Origin of the sequence: Actinophytocola sp. (assembly GCF_036378875.1) — a bacterium.
Classification (GTDB): Bacteria; Actinomycetota; Actinomycetes; order Mycobacteriales; family Pseudonocardiaceae; genus Actinophytocola.
Map to the genome: position 1 here is coordinate 24,892 of NZ_DASUVO010000009.1, position 19,319 is coordinate 44,210.

Annotated in this window: 15 protein-coding genes and 1 pseudogene; 10 read left to right on the forward strand and 6 right to left on the reverse strand. The window is 69.2% G+C overall.

The features are described 5' to 3' along the window. Nucleotides 1-48: 48 nt before the first annotated feature. Entirely contained in the window at nucleotides 49-1,035 is a 987-nt protein-coding gene (locus VF106_RS02885; protein ID WP_330837960.1) for a 3-oxoacyl-ACP synthase III family protein, read from the reverse strand. 23 nt (nucleotides 1,036-1,058) lie between these two features. Further along, a complete protein-coding gene (locus tag VF106_RS02890; RefSeq protein ID WP_330837974.1) occupies nucleotides 1,059-2,435 on the reverse strand; it encodes an FAD-binding oxidoreductase in 1,377 nt (458 codons plus the stop codon). A 181-nt stretch (nucleotides 2,436-2,616) separates the two neighbouring features. Here VF106_RS02890 and VF106_RS02895 point away from each other — a divergent pair, with 181 nt between their 5' ends. The 10 genes from VF106_RS02895 to VF106_RS02940 all read left to right on the forward strand — a co-directional run bounded on the left by VF106_RS02895 (nucleotide 2,617) and on the right by VF106_RS02940 (nucleotide 11,214). Beyond that, the gene (locus tag VF106_RS02895; RefSeq protein WP_330837961.1) at nucleotides 2,617-3,633 is read left to right on the forward strand and encodes a beta-ketoacyl-ACP synthase III; all 1,017 of its coding nucleotides are present in this window, start codon (nucleotides 2,617-2,619) and stop codon (nucleotides 3,631-3,633) included. Nucleotides 3,634-3,663: 30 nt separating this feature from the next. Continuing rightward, a complete protein-coding gene (locus tag VF106_RS02900) occupies nucleotides 3,664-3,924 on the forward strand; it encodes an acyl carrier protein (protein ID WP_330837962.1) in 261 nt (86 codons plus the stop codon). Beyond that, on the forward strand, nucleotides 3,924-5,138 hold the full coding sequence (locus VF106_RS02905) for a beta-ketoacyl-[acyl-carrier-protein] synthase family protein (RefSeq protein ID WP_330837963.1): 1,215 nt from the start codon (nucleotides 3,924-3,926) through the stop codon (nucleotides 5,136-5,138). The genes VF106_RS02900 and VF106_RS02905 overlap by 1 nt, the downstream gene beginning before the upstream one ends. A gap of 18 nt (nucleotides 5,139-5,156) precedes the next feature. Further along, a complete protein-coding gene (locus tag VF106_RS02910) occupies nucleotides 5,157-6,992 on the forward strand; it encodes an acyl-CoA dehydrogenase family protein (protein WP_330837964.1) in 1,836 nt (611 codons plus the stop codon). Nucleotide 6,993: 1 nt separating this feature from the next. Then, entirely contained in the window at nucleotides 6,994-7,404 is a 411-nt protein-coding gene (locus tag VF106_RS02915) for an acyl-CoA thioesterase (protein ID WP_330837965.1), read from the forward strand. Next, complete coding sequence (locus VF106_RS02920) at nucleotides 7,404-8,276, forward strand: fumarylacetoacetate hydrolase family protein (RefSeq protein WP_330837966.1); 873 nt, start codon at nucleotides 7,404-7,406, stop codon at nucleotides 8,274-8,276. The genes VF106_RS02915 and VF106_RS02920 overlap by 1 nt, the downstream gene beginning before the upstream one ends. Further along, nucleotides 8,273-9,337 carry a branched-chain amino acid aminotransferase gene (locus tag VF106_RS02925; RefSeq protein ID WP_330837967.1) on the forward strand — a complete coding sequence of 355 codons (1,065 nt, stop codon included), beginning with the start codon at nucleotides 8,273-8,275 and terminating at the stop codon, nucleotides 9,335-9,337. The genes VF106_RS02920 and VF106_RS02925 overlap by 4 nt, the downstream gene beginning before the upstream one ends. A gap of 73 nt (nucleotides 9,338-9,410) precedes the next feature. Continuing rightward, complete coding sequence (locus tag VF106_RS02930) at nucleotides 9,411-10,130, forward strand: beta-ketoacyl-ACP reductase (protein WP_330837968.1); 720 nt, start codon at nucleotides 9,411-9,413, stop codon at nucleotides 10,128-10,130. Between the two features lie 68 nt (nucleotides 10,131-10,198). Continuing rightward, on the forward strand, nucleotides 10,199-10,882 hold the full coding sequence (locus VF106_RS02935; RefSeq protein ID WP_330837969.1) for an AzlC family ABC transporter permease: 684 nt from the start codon (nucleotides 10,199-10,201) through the stop codon (nucleotides 10,880-10,882). Beyond that, nucleotides 10,879-11,214, forward strand: coding sequence for a branched-chain amino acid transport AzlD family protein (locus VF106_RS02940; protein ID WP_330837970.1), 336 nt, complete (start codon nucleotides 10,879-10,881; stop codon nucleotides 11,212-11,214). Before VF106_RS02935 ends, VF106_RS02940 begins: the two co-directional genes overlap by 4 nt. Before the next feature lie 126 nt (nucleotides 11,215-11,340). Here VF106_RS02940 and VF106_RS02945 read toward each other — a convergent pair. The 4 genes and pseudogenes from VF106_RS02945 to VF106_RS02960 all read right to left on the reverse strand — a co-directional run. After that, nucleotides 11,341-11,568, reverse strand: a pseudogene (locus VF106_RS02945) (response regulator transcription factor); the annotation flags it as partial. Nucleotides 11,569-11,948: 380 nt separating this feature from the next. Then, nucleotides 11,949-13,124 (reverse strand): cytochrome P450, encoded by a 1,176-nt coding sequence (locus VF106_RS02950; RefSeq protein ID WP_330837971.1) that lies wholly within the window; start codon nucleotides 13,122-13,124, stop codon nucleotides 11,949-11,951. 68 nt (nucleotides 13,125-13,192) lie between these two features. Then, nucleotides 13,193-13,387, reverse strand: a complete 195-nt coding sequence (locus tag VF106_RS02955) for an MbtH family protein (RefSeq protein WP_330837972.1) — start codon at nucleotides 13,385-13,387, stop codon at nucleotides 13,193-13,195. After that, nucleotides 13,387-19,302, reverse strand: coding sequence for a non-ribosomal peptide synthetase (locus tag VF106_RS02960; protein ID WP_330837973.1), 5,916 nt, complete (start codon nucleotides 19,300-19,302; stop codon nucleotides 13,387-13,389). The genes VF106_RS02955 and VF106_RS02960 overlap by 1 nt, the downstream gene beginning before the upstream one ends. Nucleotides 19,303-19,319 lie beyond the last annotated feature (17 nt).

A 19,319-nucleotide genomic window follows, 5' to 3' on the forward strand; every position in this document is an offset into this window, starting at 1 on the left:
GTTCGCGGCGGGCTCGACAGGACCAGAACACCGTCACGACCGGCTCGCTCACCAGGTCAGCAGCACGGTTCCCCAGGTCATGCCACCACCCAGCCCGGCGAGGAGCACCCGGTCACCCGCTTTGGCGCGGCCCGCGTTGACCGCGTCGTCGAGGGTGATCGGGATGGACGCCGCGCCGGTGTTGCCGTACCGGTCCACGGTCACGGCCAGTTGCTCCGGCAGGAAACCCATCTCCTTGGACACGTCCTCGAGCACCCGGCCGTTCGCCTGGTGCGGCACGAAAAGGTCGATGTCCGACACCGTGAGGTCGCGGCCGGCCAGCACGTCGTCGACCATCGCGGGCAGGTGTTCCGAGACGAACTCCCGCACCAGCTTTCCGTTCATCTTGAAGAACTGCTCCCCGGCGTTCACACCCTCCACACTGGACGGTCGCCGACTGCCGCCACCGGGGATGTTGACGTAGTCGTTCTTCGTGCCGTCGCTGCCAAGCTTCGTGTACTCGACACGGGCGGCGTGTTCGGACCTGCCGAGCACGACGGCGCCGGCGCCGTCGCCGAAGAGAACGCAGGTCCTGCGGTCACGGTAGTCGAGGATGCGGGAGTAGGTGTCCCCGCCGATCACGAGTGCGTACCTCAACGACGGGTCGCAGCGCATCATCTTGTGCGCCACGTCGAGCGCGTACACGAACCCGGTGCACACCGCGTCGATGTCCATCGCGCACGCGCCGCACGCGCCGAGGTTCGCCTGCACCTGGCACGCGGTCGCCGGGAGCGGCATGTCCGGTGTGGACGTTCCCACGATGATCAGGCCGACGTCGCGGGCGTCGACACCCGCGGCGGCCAGTGCCCGGCGCGCGGCCGCGGTGGCCAGGTCGGATGTCGCCTCGCCGGCCGCGGCTCTGCGACGCTCGCGGACGCCGGTACGGTCTTCGATCCAGTCCGGGCTGACACCGAGCGGGCCGGCGAGTTCCTCGTTCGTCACCACACGAACTGGCAGCCGCGCACCCGTCGCCAGGATGCCCAAGTGACCACCCATCACACCGTCCCCTCGCGAGTTGATCATTCGTCCACCGGGAAAACCTTGCCGGGGTTGAGGATCCCGGCAGGATCGAACGCTTTCTTGACCGCGCGGTGCATAGCGCGCACGGCGGGGCTCAGCTCCCTGGCGAGCCCCCGCATCTTCAGCAGGCCGACACCGTGCTCGCCGGTGACGGTGCCACCGACGTCCACGGCCAGGTCCACGATCCGTTCGAAGGCGATCGCACCCCGTTGCCGTGTGCCCTCGTCGCCCGGTGGGACCACCACCATCGGATGCAGGTTGCCGTCCCCGGCGTGGGCGAGACAGGCGATGTGCACGTCGTGTTCGGCGGCGATGGCCTCGATGCGCGCGAGCACCGTCGTGACGACCGTGCGCGGCACGCAGATGTCCTCGGTGAGCACCGACCCCAGCCGTACCAACGCCGGATACACCAGACGCCGTGCGGCGAACAGGGCGTCGGCCTCCGCCTCGTCGGTCGAACGGGCACTCCACGTCGCGCCGGCCGCGTCGAACGCCGCCAGCACGACCTCGGCATCCGCGTCACCCACGGCGCCACGCGCGTCGCAGCGTGCCAGGAGCAGCACGTTGCCCTCCGCCGTCAGGCCCATGTTCTTCCAGTCGTCCACCGCGCGCAAGCAGAACCGGTCGACCAGCTCCAGCGCGCTCGGCTCCACTCCGGACGCCATCACCTCGGCGACCGCCCGGCCCGCACCGGGCAGGTCGTCGAAGCAGCCGACGACCGTGCGTTCCGGCGCGCGGGCGCCGCGCAACCGCACGGTGACCTCGGTGATGAGGCCGAGCGTGCCCTCGGAGCCGACCATCAGCCCGGCCAGGTCGTACCCCGCGGAGCTCTTGGCCGTGCCCCGACCGAGGCGCACGACGTCTCCCGCGCCGGTCACGACCTCCATACCCAGCACGTAGTCACGGGTGACGCCGTACTTGACACAACACGGCCCACCCGCGTTGGTGGCGACGTTGCCGCCGATCGTCGACCACGGCGAGCTCGACGGGTCCGGCGGGTACCACAGGCCGTGTGCGGCGCACGCGGCGCGCAGGTCGTCGTTGACGACACCGGGCTGGACCCGCGCGAGCCGCTCGCCATCGTCGATCGCCAGGATTTGGTTCATCGCCTCGAACGACACGATCACGCCGCCCGGCACGGCGTTCGCCCCGCCGGACAGACCGGTGCCCGCGCCGCGGGCGACGATCGGGACACCCTCCGCCACACAGTGTTCGACCACGGCCGCGACCTCGGTCGCGGTGGTCGGCCGCACCACCGCGACCGGTGTGGCGTACGGGGCGTCCGCGGCCTCGTCGTGGGCGTAGGCGGCGACGGCGTCGGGATCGGTGAGCACCCGACCCGCGGGAAGCAGCCGGTCGAGCCCGGACAGCAGCATGGTCACAGCAGCGGACACTATGAGCAGTAACCGTATTGTTCATATTGTCCTTTCGACCATGTTCTTTCGGCAGTGTCCTTTCGTCCCCCCGAATTGGACGAAGGGTCAGTTGAGTCCCCCCACCCATGCCATGAGAATCATGTGGGCCGAACACCGGCTCGCACGTTGCGAAAGGATCTTCATGGCTGCGGTAATCACCGGCCTCGGAGGTTGGCTGCCCCCAACCGTTGTCACCAACGACGACCTGTGCGGGACGCTCGACACCTCCGACGAGTGGATCAGGACTCGGACCGGGATCCAGGAGCGGCGGATGGTCACGGGTGGACTGTCCACTCGCGACATAGCGGTCGAGGCAGGGGCGCGGGCGCTCAAGTCGGCCGGCGAGTCGCGCACCGACGCGGTGGTGGTGGCCACCACGTCAGCGGATCGGCTCTGTCCCGCCGTGGCACCGGAGGTTTCCCACCTGCTCGGCCTCGACACGGTGGCCGCGTTCGACCTCACCTCCGCGTGTTCCGGGTTCCTGTACGGGCTGGCGACATCCGCGGGGCTCATCGCCTCGGGTGTGGCCGGCAGCGTGCTCTTCATCGGCGCGGAGGCGTTCACCACGCTGGTGAACCCGGCTGACCGCAACACCGCGCCGATCTTCGGAGACGGCGGTGGCGCGGTCGTGCTGCGGGCCGGACAGCCGGACGAGATGGGTGCGATCGGCCCGTTCGACCTCGGCAGTGACGGCGCGAAGGCCGATCTGTTGGCGATCCCGGCCGGTGGCTCGCGGCAGCGCGCGGCATGCGGGCTCGGCACGGACACGGTCCCGACCGCCGACTGGTACCTGCACATGTCCGGCCGGCCGCTGTACACCCAGGCCGTGGAGCGCATGACGGCGTCGTCGAGGATCGCGCTCGCACGGGCCGGCTGGCAGGTCGGCGACGTCGCCTGGTTCGTCGGGCACCAGGCCAACGCACGCATCGTGGCGGCTGTCGCGGAAGAGCTCGAACTGCCTGGCGAGCGCGTCGCGGTCAACATCGACAAGGTCGGCAACACTCTGTCCGCGTCCATTCCCCTGCTGCTCACCGAATACGCGGCACGCGGCGACCTTCGTCCCGGTGACCGGGTCCTGCTCGCGGCGTTCGGCGCCGGGCTGTCGTGGGGTGCGACCACCCTGGTCTGGCCGAAGATCGTGGCCGACAGCTTTCGTTGAGAACAAACCCATCGAATTGTGAGGAAGACAATGAGCGAGAACTTCGATGCCATCGGCGCCATTACCGAACTGCTCGTCAACCGTTTCGAGACCGAGCCGGACGCGATCACGCTGACCGCCACCTTCGACGACATCGACCTCGACTCGCTTTCCCAGATCGAGCTCGGCACGGCGATCAAGAAGAAGTTCGCCGTGGAGATCACCGACGACGAGCTGGCCGAGATGTCGACCGTCGGCGACGTGGTCAACAGCCTGTCCGAGAAGATGGTCGGGAAGGGCGTGGCGGTCTGATGGCACCCTTCGCCGCCGCCATCACCGGCATCGGGCTGGTGACACCGGCGGGGATCGGCGTCGCCGACAACTGGGCGCGCGTGGTGGACGGCGAGACCGCCGCCGCCGTCGACCCGGCGCTCGAGCACCTGCCGGTGCGCATCTCCTGCCGCGTCCCGGCGTTCGACGCGAAGGAGCACGGCCTGCGGGGTGCCCGGCAGTGGGACCGGTACACGACCTTCGCGATGCTCGCGGCCCATGAGGCGCTGCGCGCCGCCGGACTGTCCACAACGGAGTGGGACGGTACCCGCGTCGCCGTCGTGATCGGTTCCGGCGCGGGCGGCACGCTGACGTTGGAGGAGCAGCACAGGACGCTCCTGTCCGACGGTCCGGCCGACATCTCCCCGCAGACCCTCCCGATGGGGCTGCTCAACATGGCGGCCGGGCAGGTGGCGATCGCGTTCGGCGCCAACGGGCCGTGCCTCGCGCCGTGCACGGCGTGCGCGTCCGGAGCGTCCGCGATCGGGATCGGCAGGGACCTGCTGCGGCTGGGCGCCGCGGACATCGTCATCGCCGGCGGTGCCGAGGCGCCGATCAGTCCGCTGTACGTCGCGTCGTTCGCACGGATGCGGGCGCTGTCGCGCAACCCGGACCCGGCGACCGCGTCACGACCGTTCGACTCCGCGCGGGACGGGTTCGTCCTCGGTGAGGGCGCCGGGGTGATGGTGCTCGAGTCCGAGGCGCACGCGCGGGCCCGCGGGGCCCGGCCCGTCGCGAAGGTGATCGGCTACGGCGCGTCGGCCGACGCGCACCACGTGACGCAGCCCCACCCGAAAGGGCTCGGTGCCCGGCTCGCGATGGCCGCCGCGCTCGCCGACGCGGAGGTCTCCGGGCGAGAGATCCGGCACGTCAACGCCCACGGCACGTCGACGCAGGCCAACGACACCACGGAGGCCGCGGTGATCCGCGACCTGCTCAGCCAGGACGCGCAGGTCACCTCGACCAAGGGCGTGACCGGCCACCTGCTCGGTGCCGGCGCTTCCGTCGAGGCCGCCTACACCGCGCTCGCTGTTCGGGACGCGCTCATCCCGCCGACCGCGAACCTGACCGATCCGGAGCCGGGGCTCGACATCGACGTCGTCAACAAGGCCGCCCGCAAGTCCACTGTAGACGTCGCGGTGAGCAACTCGTTCGGCTTCGGCGGCCAGAACGTCAGCCTGGTGCTCGCTTCCTGACTCAGCAAAGGATCTCCGATGACCATCGCCACCGCGCCGGCAGGGGTGTCCGGCACGCTCGATCGGACGAGGGCCGATCTCATCCGGCTCGTGTACGACGGCACCTTCGAGGACGTGCACGCCGACATCCGGGACAGTCTGTTCGACCCGCTCTTCGACGCCCGCTCCGGCCTCACGCTCCCGGAGGCCGGCCGGCTGGCCTACGAGCGGTCCAGGCACCTGCACGGCCGGCTCGGCCGGCCCACCGAGGTGCTCACCGACCCGCTGCGGCTCTTCGCGCTGGCGGAGTGGCCGTCGCTGCTGGACGTCTCGGTGTTCTCACTGCTGATGGTCCACTACAACCTCTGCTTCGGCACCATCCACGACCACGGGGCCGACCGCGCCGATCTCGCCGACCTCGTCGACGGGCTGGACTCGCTGGCCGCGTTCGGACCGTACATGGCCACCGAGTTGGGTTACGGCAACAACGTCGCGGCACTGCGCACCGAAGCTGTGTACGACCGCGCCGCCGGCACGTTCACGCTGCACACGCCGGACCCGCTCGCACGGAAGTACATGTCCTACAGCGGTTTCACCGACGTCCCGAAGACAGCGGTCGTCCTGGCCCGGCTACGGGCCGATGGGACGGACCACGGCGTGTACCCGTTCCTGGTGCGGATCAGCGACGAGAAGGGGTTGTGCGCGGGTGTGCACGCCGCGCCGTGCCCGGAGAAACCCGTGCAGGGCCTGGACAACGGCCTGACGTGGTTCGACGGCGTGACGCTGCCGCGCCGCAGCCTGCTGCTCGGCGACATGGGCGAGTTCACCCCCGACGGTGAGTTCCGCCCGACCACCGGCAACGCGCGCAAGCGCTTCCTCCGCACGATGAGCCGCATCCAGCCCGGCCGGCTGTGCGTGTCGTCGTCGGCGGTCGGCGCGGGCCGCGCCAGCGTGTACATCGCGCTGCGGTACGCGACGCAGCGGATGGTCAACGCACCGGGACGCCGGGAGATGCCGGTCATCGGCTACCGCAGCCACCAGCGCGCGCTCTTCACCGCGCTCGCCACGACGTACGCGATGTCGTTCCTGCTCAACCGCGGCAAGCGGGCCTTCGTCGCGGCGAACGGGGTGGTGGACAACGAACTGAACGCCCTCATCGCCGTCACGAAGACCACGACGACGTGGCAGATGACCGACGTGATCACGTCGATGCGGGAGCGGTGCGGTGCGCAGGGCATGTTCAGCGTCAACCGCATCGCCGACTACGTGTCGCTGCTGCAGGGGCTCGTCACCGCGGAGGGCGACAACCAGGTGCTGCTGGCGACCACGGCCGTGCAGCTCATCGCGGCGGCGGAGACCGAGCCGGCGCCGTCGCCGCCACGTGGGCACGACATTCTCGACCTCGCGCACAACCGCGCCCTGCTGGCGTACCGCGAACGCACGTTGCGGGAGTCGGCCAGGGCGGTCATGCACGACGACACGGTCGACCGGACATACCTGGAGTCGTGGAACGACACCATGAACACCGCGCTCGCGATGGCACGCACGCGTGGGGTGCGGATGGCCGTCGAGGAGTTCCACGCCGCCGTCGAGGCCGCGGTGGACCCCGACGCGGCGACCGGGCTGCGGCTGCTCGGCGCGCTCTACGCGCTGACCGAGATCAACCGCGACGCCGGGTGGTACCTGGCGAAGGGCTTGCTGACCGCGTTCCAGGTCGAGGAACTGCCGATGACGCTCGACCTGCTGTGCGAGCAGATCCTGCCGCACGCCGAGGCACTCGCGGACGGGTTCGCGCTCACCCCGGAACTGCTGCGGGCGCCGATCGCCGCCGACGACTACGTCGCGGCGTTCCAGTCGGCCGCGGGGGCACACTGACATGACACGCCACCTGTACCGCTGCCCGCTGCGCTGGGCGGACATGGACGTCTACGGCATCGTCAACAACGTGATGTACCTGCGCCTGCTGGAAGAGGCGCGGGTCGACTTCATCTTCCGGATGGCGCCCACCGACGGCGACGCGTTCTTCCGGGACGGCTCGGTCGTGGTCCGCAACGAGATCGACTACCTCGACCGGCTCACCCACCGGCACGAGCCGGTGGACATCGAGCTGTGGGTGTCGGACCTGCGGAGCGCGACCGTCACGGTGTCGTACGAGGTCCGCGACGGCGACCGGCTGTGTGCGCGGGCGTCGACCGTGATGGCGCCGTTCGACTACCGGAAGAACCGGCCGCGCCGGCTCACCGACGCGGAGGTCGGGTTCTTCGAGAAGTATCGCGAGGTCGGCTGATGCGCCTGCTGCGTACAGGACCGAAGGACGCCGAGCGACCGTGTGCGGTGGACCGGGACGGGGTCGTGCGGTGCCTGTCCGACTGGGTGCCGGACTGGACCGGCGACGCACTGGCGCCGGACGCGCTGGCCGAGATGGCCGGCCGGCTCGCCCGCTCGGCGCACGAACTGCCGGAGGTGCGCCTCGACGAGGTGCGGACCGGCCCGCCGGTGCCGGCCGGTGGCCAGATCATCTCGGTCGGCCTCAACTACCGCTGCCATGCCGCGCAGGCCGATATGCCGATCGGCGCCGAGCCGGTGATCTCGACCAAGTCGCCGTGGTCACTCGCCGGCCCGCACGACGACCTGGTCATCCCGCCCGGCGCGAAACGCGTGGACTGGGAGGTCGAGCTGGCCGTGGTCATCGGCGCCGAGGCGCGGTACCTGCCCGACGAGGACGCAGCCACCGCGGTGATCAGCGGGTACTGCACGGCGAACGACGTGTCGGAGCGGTCATGGCTGCTCGACCGGGGTGGGCAGTGGGTGAAGGGCAAGTCGTTCCCGACGTTCGCGCCGCTCGGCCCGTACCTGGTCACGCCGGAGGAGTCGGGCGACGTGACGGCGCTGCGGCTGACCACCCGCGTCAACGGGAAACCGATGCAGGACGCCAAGGCCGGCGACATGGTGTTCGCCGTACCGTGGCTGATCTGGTACCTGACCCAGTTCATGGTCCTGCGGCCGGGTGACGTGGTGCTCACCGGTTCCCCGGCCGGCGTCGCCCTGCGCCGGCCGGACGAGCCGTATCTGCGACCAGGTGATGTCATCGAGGTCGAGATCGAAGGCCTTGGCGCGCAACGGCAACGCTGCCGCGCACATGAGGAGGTGACCGGTTGAGCACACGGTTCTCGGTCGAGGAGGTCGAACCGACGCCCGCCGCCGAGCGCGAGCGGCGGATGACCGGCGCCCCGTTCGGTGAGGTGTTCACCGACCACATGATCACCACCCGCTGGTCGGCGGAGGAGGGCTGGCACGACGCGACGCTGTGCGCGTACGGGCCGCTGGTGCTGGACCCGTCCGCGCAGGTGTTCCACTACGGGCAGGAGATCTTCGAGGGGATGAAGGCCTACCGGACGGCGGACGGGTCGGTGGTGCTCTTCCGGCCGTACGCCAACGCGGAGCGGTTCGCCGCGTCCGCGTACCGGATGGCCATGCCGGAAGTGCCGGCGGACCTCTTCGTCGGCGCGCTGGAGACACTCGTGGCCGCCGATCGCGACTGGGTGCCTGCCACGGACGGCCACAGCCTCTACCTGCGCCCGCTGATGATCGCGACGCAGCCGACGCTCGGCTTCTACCAACCGTCGCAGTCCTTCCTGTTCGTGGTGATCGCCTCGCCGGCTGGCGCGTACTTCTCCGGCGGCCCTGTGACCGTGTGGCTCGAGACCGAGTACACCCGTGCCGCGCCGGGCGGCACCGGGGCCGCCAAGTGCGGCGGCAACTACGCCGGAACGCTGCTGGCGCAACAGAAAGCGGTCAAGCGCGGGTGCGACCAGGTGGTGTGGCTCGACCGCGGCTTCGTCGACGAGATGGGTACCAGCAACCTGTTCTTCGTGCTCGGCGACGAGGTGGTGACGCCGCCGCTGAACGGTACCCTGCTCGCCGGGATCACCCGGGACTCCGTGCTCACCCTCGCCGCCGACCTCGGGTACGGGGTGGCCGAGCGGCCGGTGAGCGTCGAGGACTGGCGGGCGGCCGCGGCGGACGGAAAGCTCACCGAGGTGTTCTCGTCCGGCACGTCATCCATGATCACGCCGGTGGGCCGGGTTCGGTCGGAGGGCGGCGACTTCGTCATCGGCGACGGCACGCCCGGCCCGGTCACCACCCGGCTGAGGAACGAACTGTCCGGCCTCCAGACCGGCCGTCGTCCCGACCCGTACGGCTGGGTCCACAAGATCTGAGAGGTGTCATGAGCGGGGCTTGCGGAACGAATCGTCGGGCGCTGCGGCGCCACGCAGCTGGTGCGGGGGCGTCATGACTCGCTCCGTCCTCGTCACCGGCGGCAACCGCGGCATCGGACGCGCCGTCACCACAGCGCTCGCGCGGGCGGGCGACCGGGTTGCCTTCACCTACCGCACCGGGGCACCGCCGGAGGAGCTGACCGCGCTCGGCGCGCTGCCGGTGCGCTGCGACATCACCGACCCCGAGCAGGTCGAGCAGGCCTACAAGGAGGTCGAGGAGGCGCACGGTTCCGTGGCGGTGCTCGTCGCGAACGCCGGCATCACGCGCGACAACGTGCTGCCCAGGATGAGCGAGGAGGACTTCGCGGCCGTCGTCGAGACCAACCTGACCGCGACATTCCGGCTCGTGAAGCGTGCGACCGAGGGTATGCTCGCCAACCGGGACGGTCGGATCGTGTTGGTCTCCTCGGTCAACGGGATGCGGGGCGCCGTTGGCCAGACCAACTACGCCGCGACGAAGGCCGGACTGATCGGGTTCGCCCGTTCCTGTGCTCGCGAGCTGGGTTCCCGCGGGATCACGTGCAACGTGGTGGCGCCCGGGTTCGTCGACACGGACATGACGCGCGGGCTCGGCGAGCGGGTACGAACCGGCCTGCTCGCCCAGATCCCGATGCGCCGCCTCGCCCAGCCCGAGGAAGTCGCCGCCGCGGTGCGGTTCCTCGCCTCGCCCGAGGCCGCCTACGTCACCGGCGCGATCCTGCCCGTGGACGGCGGGCTCGGGATGGGACATTGAGGTTCGTTCGCTACATCGAACGATCGTTTCGCTTGACGAACGACTGAGTGCACGGCCACCATATGCCCATGCGTTCGTTGTGGAAAGCGCTTGACCGACGCCTCCTGGTCGACGCGACGGTGATGTGCGCGGCCGTCGGCCTGATCGGCCTCTCCTACGGCGCCACCGCGGTCGCGGCCGGGTTTCCCTGGTGGCTGCCGGTGGTGCTCGGCGCGCTCGTGCTGGCCGCCGGATCCGAGTTCCTGTTCATCGGCATCGTCGGCAGCGGCGGCAGCCCGATCACCGCCCTCCTCGCCGGGCTCCTGGTCAACGTGCGACACATCCCGTACGGCCTCGCGGTGCCGGACGTGCTCGGCCACGGCTGGCGGCGCCTGCTGGGCGTGCACCTGCTGAACGACGAGACCGTGGTCATGGCCATCGGCCAGGAGGAGATGGCGCGCAAGCGGGCCGCCTACTGGGCGTGCGGACTCGGCATCCTCGTGGTCTGGCCGCTCGGCGCCGCGCTCGGGGGCGTCATCGGCACCGTCGTGCCCGACACCAACGCGCTCGGCCTTGACGCGATGTTTCCCGCGGTGCTGCTTGCGTTGATCCTGCCCGCACTACGCGAGCGCGCCACGTTGTCCTCGGCGGTGGCCGGTGGGGTACTCGCGCTCGCGACGACCCCGTTCCTGCCTGCGGGGCTCCCTGTGTTGATCGCGCTGGCGGGTGTGCTGCTCAGCGTGCCGAAGTCCCGTGAGGAGGTCGCGCGATGACCGACATGATGGCCGCCCCCGCACTCCTGATGGGCGCGATCGCGGTGCTGGCCGTCGGGACCTTCGCGTTCCGCTTCGCCGGACCGGCTCTGCGCAGCAAGATCACCTTCCCGCCGCGCGCCACGAGGCTCCTCGAGACGGCGTCGGTTGTGCTACTCGCCGCGCTCGTGGTCACCTCCGGGCTCACCGAGGGTGGCGTTTTCGCGGGGATCGCGCGCCCAGCAGGTGTGCTGGTGGGCGGGGTACTCGCGTGGCGCAAGGCACCGTTCGCCGTCGTGATCCTCGCCGCGGCCGCCACGGCCGCCGTGCTGCGCCTCCTCGGCGTCCCGTGACCTCGGCACGGCGAACACCTCCGAGACTTCGGCGACACCCGGCCGGCAGGGTGCGGCCGGGACCGTCACGTGCCAACCGTTCCAGGCGATCACTTGCCAGGCGAACGCCACCAGGCCGGCCTGGAGCCTGGATTCCACGTCGAGCTTCGTGAGAATCTGTGTCACGTGCGCCTTGGTCGTGCGTTCGGTGACACGTAACTCGGCAGAGATCTCCCGATTCGACCGGCCGAGCGCGAGCAGGCGGAACACTTCCAGCTCGCGCTCGGATAACGCCGAGACCCGGTGGAGCACGAGCTGCCATTCCGTGGCCGCCCTGGCTCCCTGCACACACTGAACCAGCTCAACTTTGATCATCAATTTACTTTCCCGTCCGAGAGCAGGCTACATCGGCGCGGGGTGCGAACCCCCTGATACCACCCATACCGCAGGATAGCGGCCGCACCGGCGGTTGGGGCCGCAATCTCCTGCCAAATGTTTCCAGCAGTTTCTTTAGATGGACCAAAAATGAGGTTCGGCACCCTATCGGGAGTAGAACTTTTTCACCACGCCTCCGAACGGGTGAAAGCAGTCGATCGCCGCAGTCACGTTCCGCTAGGCAAGGACCGGACCGGCCGCAGGAATCGATGCCACAATACGAATGTGGAAACAGAAGTTTCCGGTGAAATGAGAAAACAACGCATTTCACACCGCCGTTGAAATGGCCGTAAGCTTGGCTCCCGCCAGGCGTGCTCCGCTCACCGTCGGGTGAGGATCACCGGCACCCGGCTGTACCCGCGCAGGACGTTCGACACCAACCGGTCTGGCTCGCCCACGAGCTCGACCGAGAATCCCGCCAGAGCGCTGATCAGTGACCGCACTTCCAGCCGGGCCAGGAAGGCCCCGAGACAGAAGTGCACACCCAGCCCGAACGTCAGGTGTCGGTTCGGGCGACGGGCGAACCGCAACGAGTCGGGCTCCTCGAAGACCTCCTCGTCCCGATTGGCCGAACCGAGCCAGAGCGTGACGAGCTCACCGGCGCGGATGGTCTCCCCACCGATCTCGTGGTCCAGAACGGCCATCCGCATGACGTGGTTGGCCGGGGAGGACAACCGGAGGATCTCCTCGGCCGCGTGGTCCACCGCCACCTCGCCCGCCCTCAACAGCTCCCACTGTTCCGGCCAGGTCAACGTGCTCAGCGCGGCGAAGCTGCCCGCGTGCCTGGTCGTCTCGTTCCCGCCGGAGATCAGGCCGTGGCAGTTGAGGACGGCGACCTCCTGGCTCATCGGCTGCCCGCCCAGGGTGGCTGTCGCCAGGGCGGTCGCCACGTCGTCGTCGGGTTCGTCGCGTTTCATCCGCACGAGGCGGTCGCAGTAGTCGAACAGCTCGGCGTGCGCGACCACCTGCTCGGTCTCGTCGGGATCGCCGAACGCGGTCTGGGTGACGCGGCTGATCCACGCCCGGTCGGCGGCCGGCACGCCGAGCAGGTCACAGATCACGGTCGCCGGGAGAGGAGCCGAGACCTCGGCGACGAAGTCGACGGGTTCTCCGGTGGCCGCCGACTCGACCAGGTCGCGGGCGATCGCCAGGGTGCTCTCGGTGAGCCTGCGGATCATCTTCGGGGTGAACGCCGCGCCGATGGCCTTGCGGATCTCGCTGTGCGCCGCGCCGTCCGAGACGATGAGCATCTTGCCCGCCGCGGCCTCGGCCGCCATCGCGGCGCTGGTCCGGTCGGCACCGAGTTGCATGCCCTTCTCCGACGAGAACGCGGCAGTTCTTCGGAACACGGACTCCACGTGGGCGTAGCGGGTGAGCACCCAGTAGCCCTCGTCCGCCCTGACCGGCCCGCCCGCGCGGCGCAGGTCCTGCCAGATCCGTTCCGGCTCCTCGCTCGCGTACAGCCGCGAATCCGCGAGGTCAACGTCCACCGTCATGCTCCTTCCAGCGCCGGACCAGGCTCCGGCGACCGCGTTGGTCGCCGGAGCCTGGTGGAGGCGGCGGGTCAGCGGGCGCTCTGCGGCCGCAGGTCGGTCCATTCCTCTTCGATGTGGGCGAGGCAGGTCACCTTGCTGGCCGGTTCCATCACGATGTCCCAGCCCGCCGGGACCGGCGCGAAGTCGGGCCAGATCGAATACTGGCCTTCGGAGTTCTTCAGGACGTAGAACTGGCCGTCTTCTCGGTCGAAGGGATTGGTCATTACTGGTTCCTCACTTCCCTGCCGGTGAGCTTCGCGGAAACGGACTGGACGACGGACTTCATGTGCGGCTCCGTGACGATGTCGTCATGGGAGCAGTGGATCTTCTGGTGCTCGATGTTCCCTGCGACGTAGGGCAGCCAGGCGTTGACGGTGGCGTCCTCCGACACCTCGTCCAACGCCGCGCTGAAGAACAGGACATCGCCGTGGTATGTCTCCGGGGTGTACGCCTTCCACAGTTCGTAGTTCTTCTCGTATACCTGGCGGGTGTTCACGTAGAGCTCCGCGACCAGCGCCTCCTCGTGGACGGTCCGCGTTCCGGCCGCCCGCACGAAAGTCTCCAGTTCGGCGCGGAAGTCGTCGGTACTCATCTCGAGCTGCCCGGTGTCGGGTCCGTCGACCGTGGCGCCTATGTGGCTGTCCAGCATGCACAGCAGGGAGACCGTCTCGCCCTTGCCGGTCAGCTTGATCGCCATGAGTTGCGCGATGACCCCGCCCAGGGACCAGCCCAGGAGCCGGTAGGGTCCGGTCGGCTGGACTTTCTCGATCTGCGAGAGGTAGTCGTCCGCCATGGCTTCGATGCTGTGCAGCGGTACTTCGCCCGTCCCTGCCCCGCGGGCCTGGAGTCCGTAGACCTTGCAGGTCGCGCTCAGCTCCTGGGCCAACGGCACGTAGGGCCACACGTTCCCGGCTCCCGGGTGGACGCAGAAGAGGGTGACCTCGCTGGTGGACTGGTTCAACGGAACCAGTCCGGGCGTGCCGCTTCCGGCGCCGTCGTCGAGACGGCGCGCCAACGCCTCCACAGTGGACGACTCGAACAGCGCCCGTGCGGAGAGCTCGACGTCCAGCAGCGACCGGACACGGCTCACGAGACGTGTCGCGAGCAGCGAATGGCCGCCGAGGTCGAAGAAACTGTCGTCGACGCCGACCCGGTCGAGTCCCAGCACCTCGGCGAAGACGCCACACAGCAGCTCCTCCGTCGGAGTGCCGGGTGCCCGGTGGGACCGTCCGGCTGTGAAGTCCGGATCGGGCAGCGCTCTGCGGTCCAGTTTTCCGTTGGGGGTCAGGGGTATCGCGGCCACGACCACGACCGCCCTCGGCACCAGGTAGTCCGGTAGCCGTGCCGCGGCGAAGTCCCTCAGCCGCGCCGGGTCCACCACGGCGTCGGCGGCGGGCACCACGTAGCCGATCAGACGGTCCTCGCGGACCAGGATCACGGCGTTGGCGACCGCGGGGTGACCAGCCAGCACGGACTCGACCTCGCCGGGTTCCACTCGGAAGCCACGGATCTTCACCTGCTGGTCGTTCCGGCCGAGGAACTCCAGTTCCCCGTCGGGAAGCCACCGGACCACGTCGCCGGTGCGGTACATCCGTTCGCCGTCGCCGAACGGGCACGCGACGAACCGCTCGGCCGTGAGACCGGACTGACCCCAGTACCCGCGAGCCAGCTGCGTCCCCGCCACGTACAGCTCTCCTGGCGCACCGACCGGAGTTGGGCGCAGGCCGCCGTCCAGCACGAACACCCGCGTGTTCGCCACCGGACCGCCGATGGGGATCTTCTGCCCGCTCTCGGGTGAACCGAGCACGTGCCTGGTCACCACATGCGTCTCCGACGGGCCGTAGTTGTTGATGAGCTGGATGTTCCCGTTGTCGCGCAACAGGGATGCCAGTGCGGGACCGTACTTCAGCTCCTCGCCGGCCTGCATGACTCGCTTCAGGGAAGGGAACCGGACCTCGCCACCCGCCGTGGCCAGGGACTCGAGCACCGAGTTGGGGACGAACAGGTCGGTCGCGTCGACTTCGGCCAGCCAGGAAACGAACTTCTCCGGATCGGAGCGTGTTTCGTCGTCGACGAGTCCGACGACGCGGCCGAGTACGAGCGAGACGAAGATCTCCTGGAACGAGACGTCGAAGCTGGTGGAGGTGAACTGAGCGGCCACCGCGCCCGCTTCGCCGTGCCATTCCCGGCGATGCCACTGGATCAGGTTCGCCAGGCTCTCGTGGGTGAGGACCACACCTTTGGGCCGCCCGGTGGATCCGGAGGTGTAGATGACGTAGGCCGGGTTGTGCGGGGTCAGTGGCGCGATCCGGTCGATGTCGGCCAGGTCGTGCGACGGCTGGTGCGAGACCCGGGGGTCGTCCACCAACACCGCGGGGCTGTTGCCCGGAAACCGGTCGGCCAGCGCCCGCGTGGTCAGCACCAGCAACGGATCGGCGTCGGCCAGCATGAACTCGATGCGGTCGACCGGGTAGTCCGGGTCGACCGGCACGTACGCCGCGCCGGACTTCAGGATCGCCAGGAGGCCGACGACCATGTCCACCGAGCGTCCGATCGCGACTCCCACCACGGTCTCGGGGCCGGCGCCGTGCTCGACCAGGACTCGCGCCCACCGGTTGGCGCGAGCGTTGATCTCCTGGCACGACACCTCCGTACCGTCGTGGACCACCGCGACGGCGGCACCGTCACGGCGGACGCGGTCCTCGAACAGGTCGGGCAGGGTCGCCGAGGGGACCGGCCAGTCGACAGCGGTGTCGTTCCACCCGACGACGACCCGGTCCCGTTCGACGGGCGAGAGCAGATCCACCTCGGCCATCGGCCTTTCGGGACCGAGGACGAACTCGCGCAGCACGCGCAGAAAACGGGCCACGAGCAGTTCGACGGTGGTGCTGTCGAAGAGGGCCGGCTGGTAGCCCACCCGCAGCCGGAAGCCGTCTCCGGGCAGCACCATCAGGCTCAGCGGGTAGTGGGTGGCGTCCTTGACCTGGACACCGCTGATGGTCAGGCCGGTGCCGTCGGTGAGGGAGGCGGCAAGCCCACTGTCCACCGGATAGTTCTCGAACACGACGACCGAGTCGAACAGTGTGCCCATCTCGATGGTCTGCTGGATCTCCGTGAGTCCCAGATGGTGGTGGGCCATCATCGCGCCCTGCTCCGCCTGCAGCCTGGCCAGCATGTCAGTGACCGTCTCGGCCATCCGCAGCCGCACCCGAACCGGGACGGTGTTGATGAACAGGCCGATCATCGACTCCACACCGGGGATCTCTGGCGGGCGGCCGGCCACCGTCGCGCCGAACACCACGTCCTCGCGCCCGGTCATGGCGCCCAGCAGCGTGCCCCACGCGGCCTGGACCACGGTGTTCACCGTGACCCCGCAGCGACCGGCCAACTCGGCCAACTCTCCGACCAGGTCCTCGGGGACCGCTGCCACGAGCTGTTCGGGAGCCGAGACCTCGCCAGGCCGGTCCGGCGACAACAACGTCGGTTCGTCTACACCGGACAGTGCCTGCGCCCAGGCGGCCCGGGACCTGTCCCGGTTCTGCCCGGCCACCCACGCGAGGTAGTCGCGGTACGGTCTGCCGGCGGGCACCTCCGCGCCGGACCGGTACGACGCGAACAGTTCCCTCAGTACCAAGGGAAGCGACCAGCCGTCCACGAGGATGTGGTGGCAGGTGAGCACGAACCGGTACCGCTCGTTCTCCAGCCGGACGAGCATGAACCGCACCAGCGGAGGACAGGTGACGTCGAAACGTGCCTCCGCGTGCTCTGCTTGGAGCCGCGCCAGTTCGGCCTCGCGCTCGGCCGGCGCCATTCCGCTCAGGTCGTGTTCCACCCAGGGAACCGTGACATCGGGCAGCACCACCTGAACGGGAACATCGACCCCTTCGCTCCAGAACGCTGAACGCAGGTTCGCGTTTCTGTCCACCAACCGCGCAGCGGCCAGTCGCAGTGCGGCGGCGTCGACCGGGCCGTCGAGATCCAGGCCCAGTGTCACGACGTAGACATCGGTGCCCTGTCGATCGAACAGGGCGTGGAAGAGCAAGCCCTCCTGGAGGGCCGACAGCGGCAACACGTCGACCAGGCCCGGGTAGCGGGCGGAGACCGCTTCCCACTGCTGCTCGTCCAAGCTGACCAGGTCGAAGTCCGATGGGCTGTGTCCGCCGGCTTCCGGGTCCTGGACGTGCTCGGCCAGCAGAACCAGCACGCGCTCCCACAGCTCACCGAGTCTGCGGACCTCGTGTTCGGGGAGGACTCCGTCATCCCAGGTCCAGACGGAGCTCAGCTCCGGGCCGGCCGGAGTTTCCAGGGTGGTCGCGTTGATCTCCAGCGCATGCGTCAGGTACGCCGAACCATCCGCACCGGCCAGGGAGGGATCGTTGACGATCTTCCAGTCGCCATCGCCCGTGGCCGGCTCGCCGCTGGTGTTGCTGGTGAAGCGGCCGAGGTAGTTGAAGCCGATCTGCGGGTCCGGGTACTGCCGGAGGTGCGCGCCGGTCTCGTTCTCGAGGTACCTCAGCAGGCCATAGCCGATGCCGCGGTTCGGTACCGCACGCAGCTGTTCCTTGATCCGCAGGAGCACCTCGCCGATGGCGTTGCCACCCGACCAGATCTCCGGCCAGTCAAGCGACCCGGGGCGCAGCCGAACGGGGAACAGACTGGTGAACCATCCCACGGTTCGAGTCAGGTCGACCTCGGGGAACAGCTGGTCCTCCCGGCCGTGGCCTTCGAGGTCCAGCAGCAGTGTCCCGTCACTGTCCTGTTCGGACTCCTGACGCCACTGTTCGACCGCGAGTGCCAGGGCGGTGAGCAGGACTTCGTTGGTGCCGCAGTGGTAGGCCGCCTGGATCCGGCCGAGGAGGGACTCCGTCCAGGTGCTCGGCAGGGTGAACGCCATGGCCCGGACGTTCGGCTGCCCTGAGGAACGCTCCGTGAACGTGCGGCCGGCTCCTGCCAACACTCCAGTCCAGAACGGGATCTCGTTCGTGATCTTCGGCGATCGCGCCTCCTGCGCGAGGAGGTCGGACCATCGCCGGAACGAGGTACTGACCGGCGCGGGCGCCGGCACGCGGCCCTGCGCCAACTGTTCCCACAGGGCCGAGAGGTCGTCCAGCAGGATGCGCCAGGACACCCCGTCGACCGCGAGGTGGTGGACCGTGATCAGCAGCGTTCCTGGTTGACCTTCGCCTGCGTCGAACCACACGCACTGGACCATCCGCCCGTTTGACGGGTCGAGACGTTCGACCGATTCGGCGAGGTGTGCCGAGTACAGCTCGGGCCAGGTGGCGTCGTCCAGGCCGGCGACATCGCACCGTCGAACACAGTCGGACGCCGCGATCGAGCCCGCTGGCTGGACGGTCGGCCGCCAGGGATCGACGTCCAGGTCGACTCGCAGGCGCAGAACGTCGTGTGCGTCGAGCACGGTCTGGAGAAGTTCGACGAGCCGGTCCAGGTCGGCGGTCGCGGGGGTCTGAACCAGCATGGATTGGTGGAAGGTCCGGGCCGCACCCAGCCGCTCCTTCATCCACGCGATGATGGGGGTGATCTCGACCGGTCCCACGCCGTCGTCCGCTGTGGGGCGGGACTTCCCACTCAGCGTGGCGTGCTGGGCGATACGCCGAATGGTCTTGTGTTCGAAGATGTGTCTGGGTGTCATGTCCACGCTCAGGCCACGGGCCCTGCTGACCACCTGGATCGACACAATGCTGTCGCCACCGAGGTCGAAGAAGTTGTCGTCGATCCCGACCTGCTCGAGCCCCAGCACGTCGGCGAACACGCCGCACAACAACTCCTCCACCGGGGTGTTCGGCGCCCGATACCCCTGCTCCCTTGTGAAGTCCGGAGCAGGCAACGCCCGACGATCAAGCTTCCCGTTCGGGGTCACCGGCAACGCGTCCAACACCACCACGGCCGCCGGCACCATGTACTCCGGCAACCGCTCCGCCACAAACCCCCGCAACTCAGCAGAATCCACGTCACCCGCGGCAACAACATAACCGACCAAACGTTTGTCCCCCGGACGGTCCTCACGCACCACCACCACCGCATGCGCCACCGCCGGATGCCCGGCCAACACCGCCTCGATCTCACCAGGCTCAACCCGGAACCCCCGAATCTTCACCTGCTCATCAACACGACCCACAAACTCAAGCTCACCCG

Excerpts from the sequence above, each read along its gene's own strand:
- VF106_RS02885 (WP_330837960.1), bottom strand. The coding sequence starts at position 1,035 with ATGGGTGGTCACTTGGGCATCCTGGCGACGGGTGCGCGGCTGCCAGTT.
- VF106_RS02890 (WP_330837974.1), bottom strand. The coding sequence starts at position 2,435 with ATGCTGCTGTCCGGGCTCGACCGGCTGCTTCCCGCGGGTCGGGTGCTC.
- VF106_RS02895 (WP_330837961.1), top strand. The coding sequence starts at position 2,617 with ATGGCTGCGGTAATCACCGGCCTCGGAGGTTGGCTGCCCCCAACCGTT.
- VF106_RS02900 (WP_330837962.1), top strand. The coding sequence starts at position 3,664 with ATGAGCGAGAACTTCGATGCCATCGGCGCCATTACCGAACTGCTCGTC.
- VF106_RS02905 (WP_330837963.1), top strand. The coding sequence starts at position 3,924 with ATGGCACCCTTCGCCGCCGCCATCACCGGCATCGGGCTGGTGACACCG.
- VF106_RS02910 (WP_330837964.1), top strand. The coding sequence starts at position 5,157 with ATGACCATCGCCACCGCGCCGGCAGGGGTGTCCGGCACGCTCGATCGG.
- VF106_RS02915 (WP_330837965.1), top strand. The coding sequence starts at position 6,994 with ATGACACGCCACCTGTACCGCTGCCCGCTGCGCTGGGCGGACATGGAC.
- VF106_RS02920 (WP_330837966.1), top strand. The coding sequence starts at position 7,404 with ATGCGCCTGCTGCGTACAGGACCGAAGGACGCCGAGCGACCGTGTGCG.
- VF106_RS02930 (WP_330837968.1), top strand. The coding sequence starts at position 9,411 with ATGACTCGCTCCGTCCTCGTCACCGGCGGCAACCGCGGCATCGGACGC.
- VF106_RS02935 (WP_330837969.1), top strand. The coding sequence starts at position 10,199 with ATGCGTTCGTTGTGGAAAGCGCTTGACCGACGCCTCCTGGTCGACGCG.
- VF106_RS02940 (WP_330837970.1), top strand. The coding sequence starts at position 10,879 with ATGACCGACATGATGGCCGCCCCCGCACTCCTGATGGGCGCGATCGCG.
- VF106_RS02950 (WP_330837971.1), bottom strand. The coding sequence starts at position 13,124 with ATGACGGTGGACGTTGACCTCGCGGATTCGCGGCTGTACGCGAGCGAG.
- VF106_RS02955 (WP_330837972.1), bottom strand. The coding sequence starts at position 13,387 with ATGACCAATCCCTTCGACCGAGAAGACGGCCAGTTCTACGTCCTGAAG.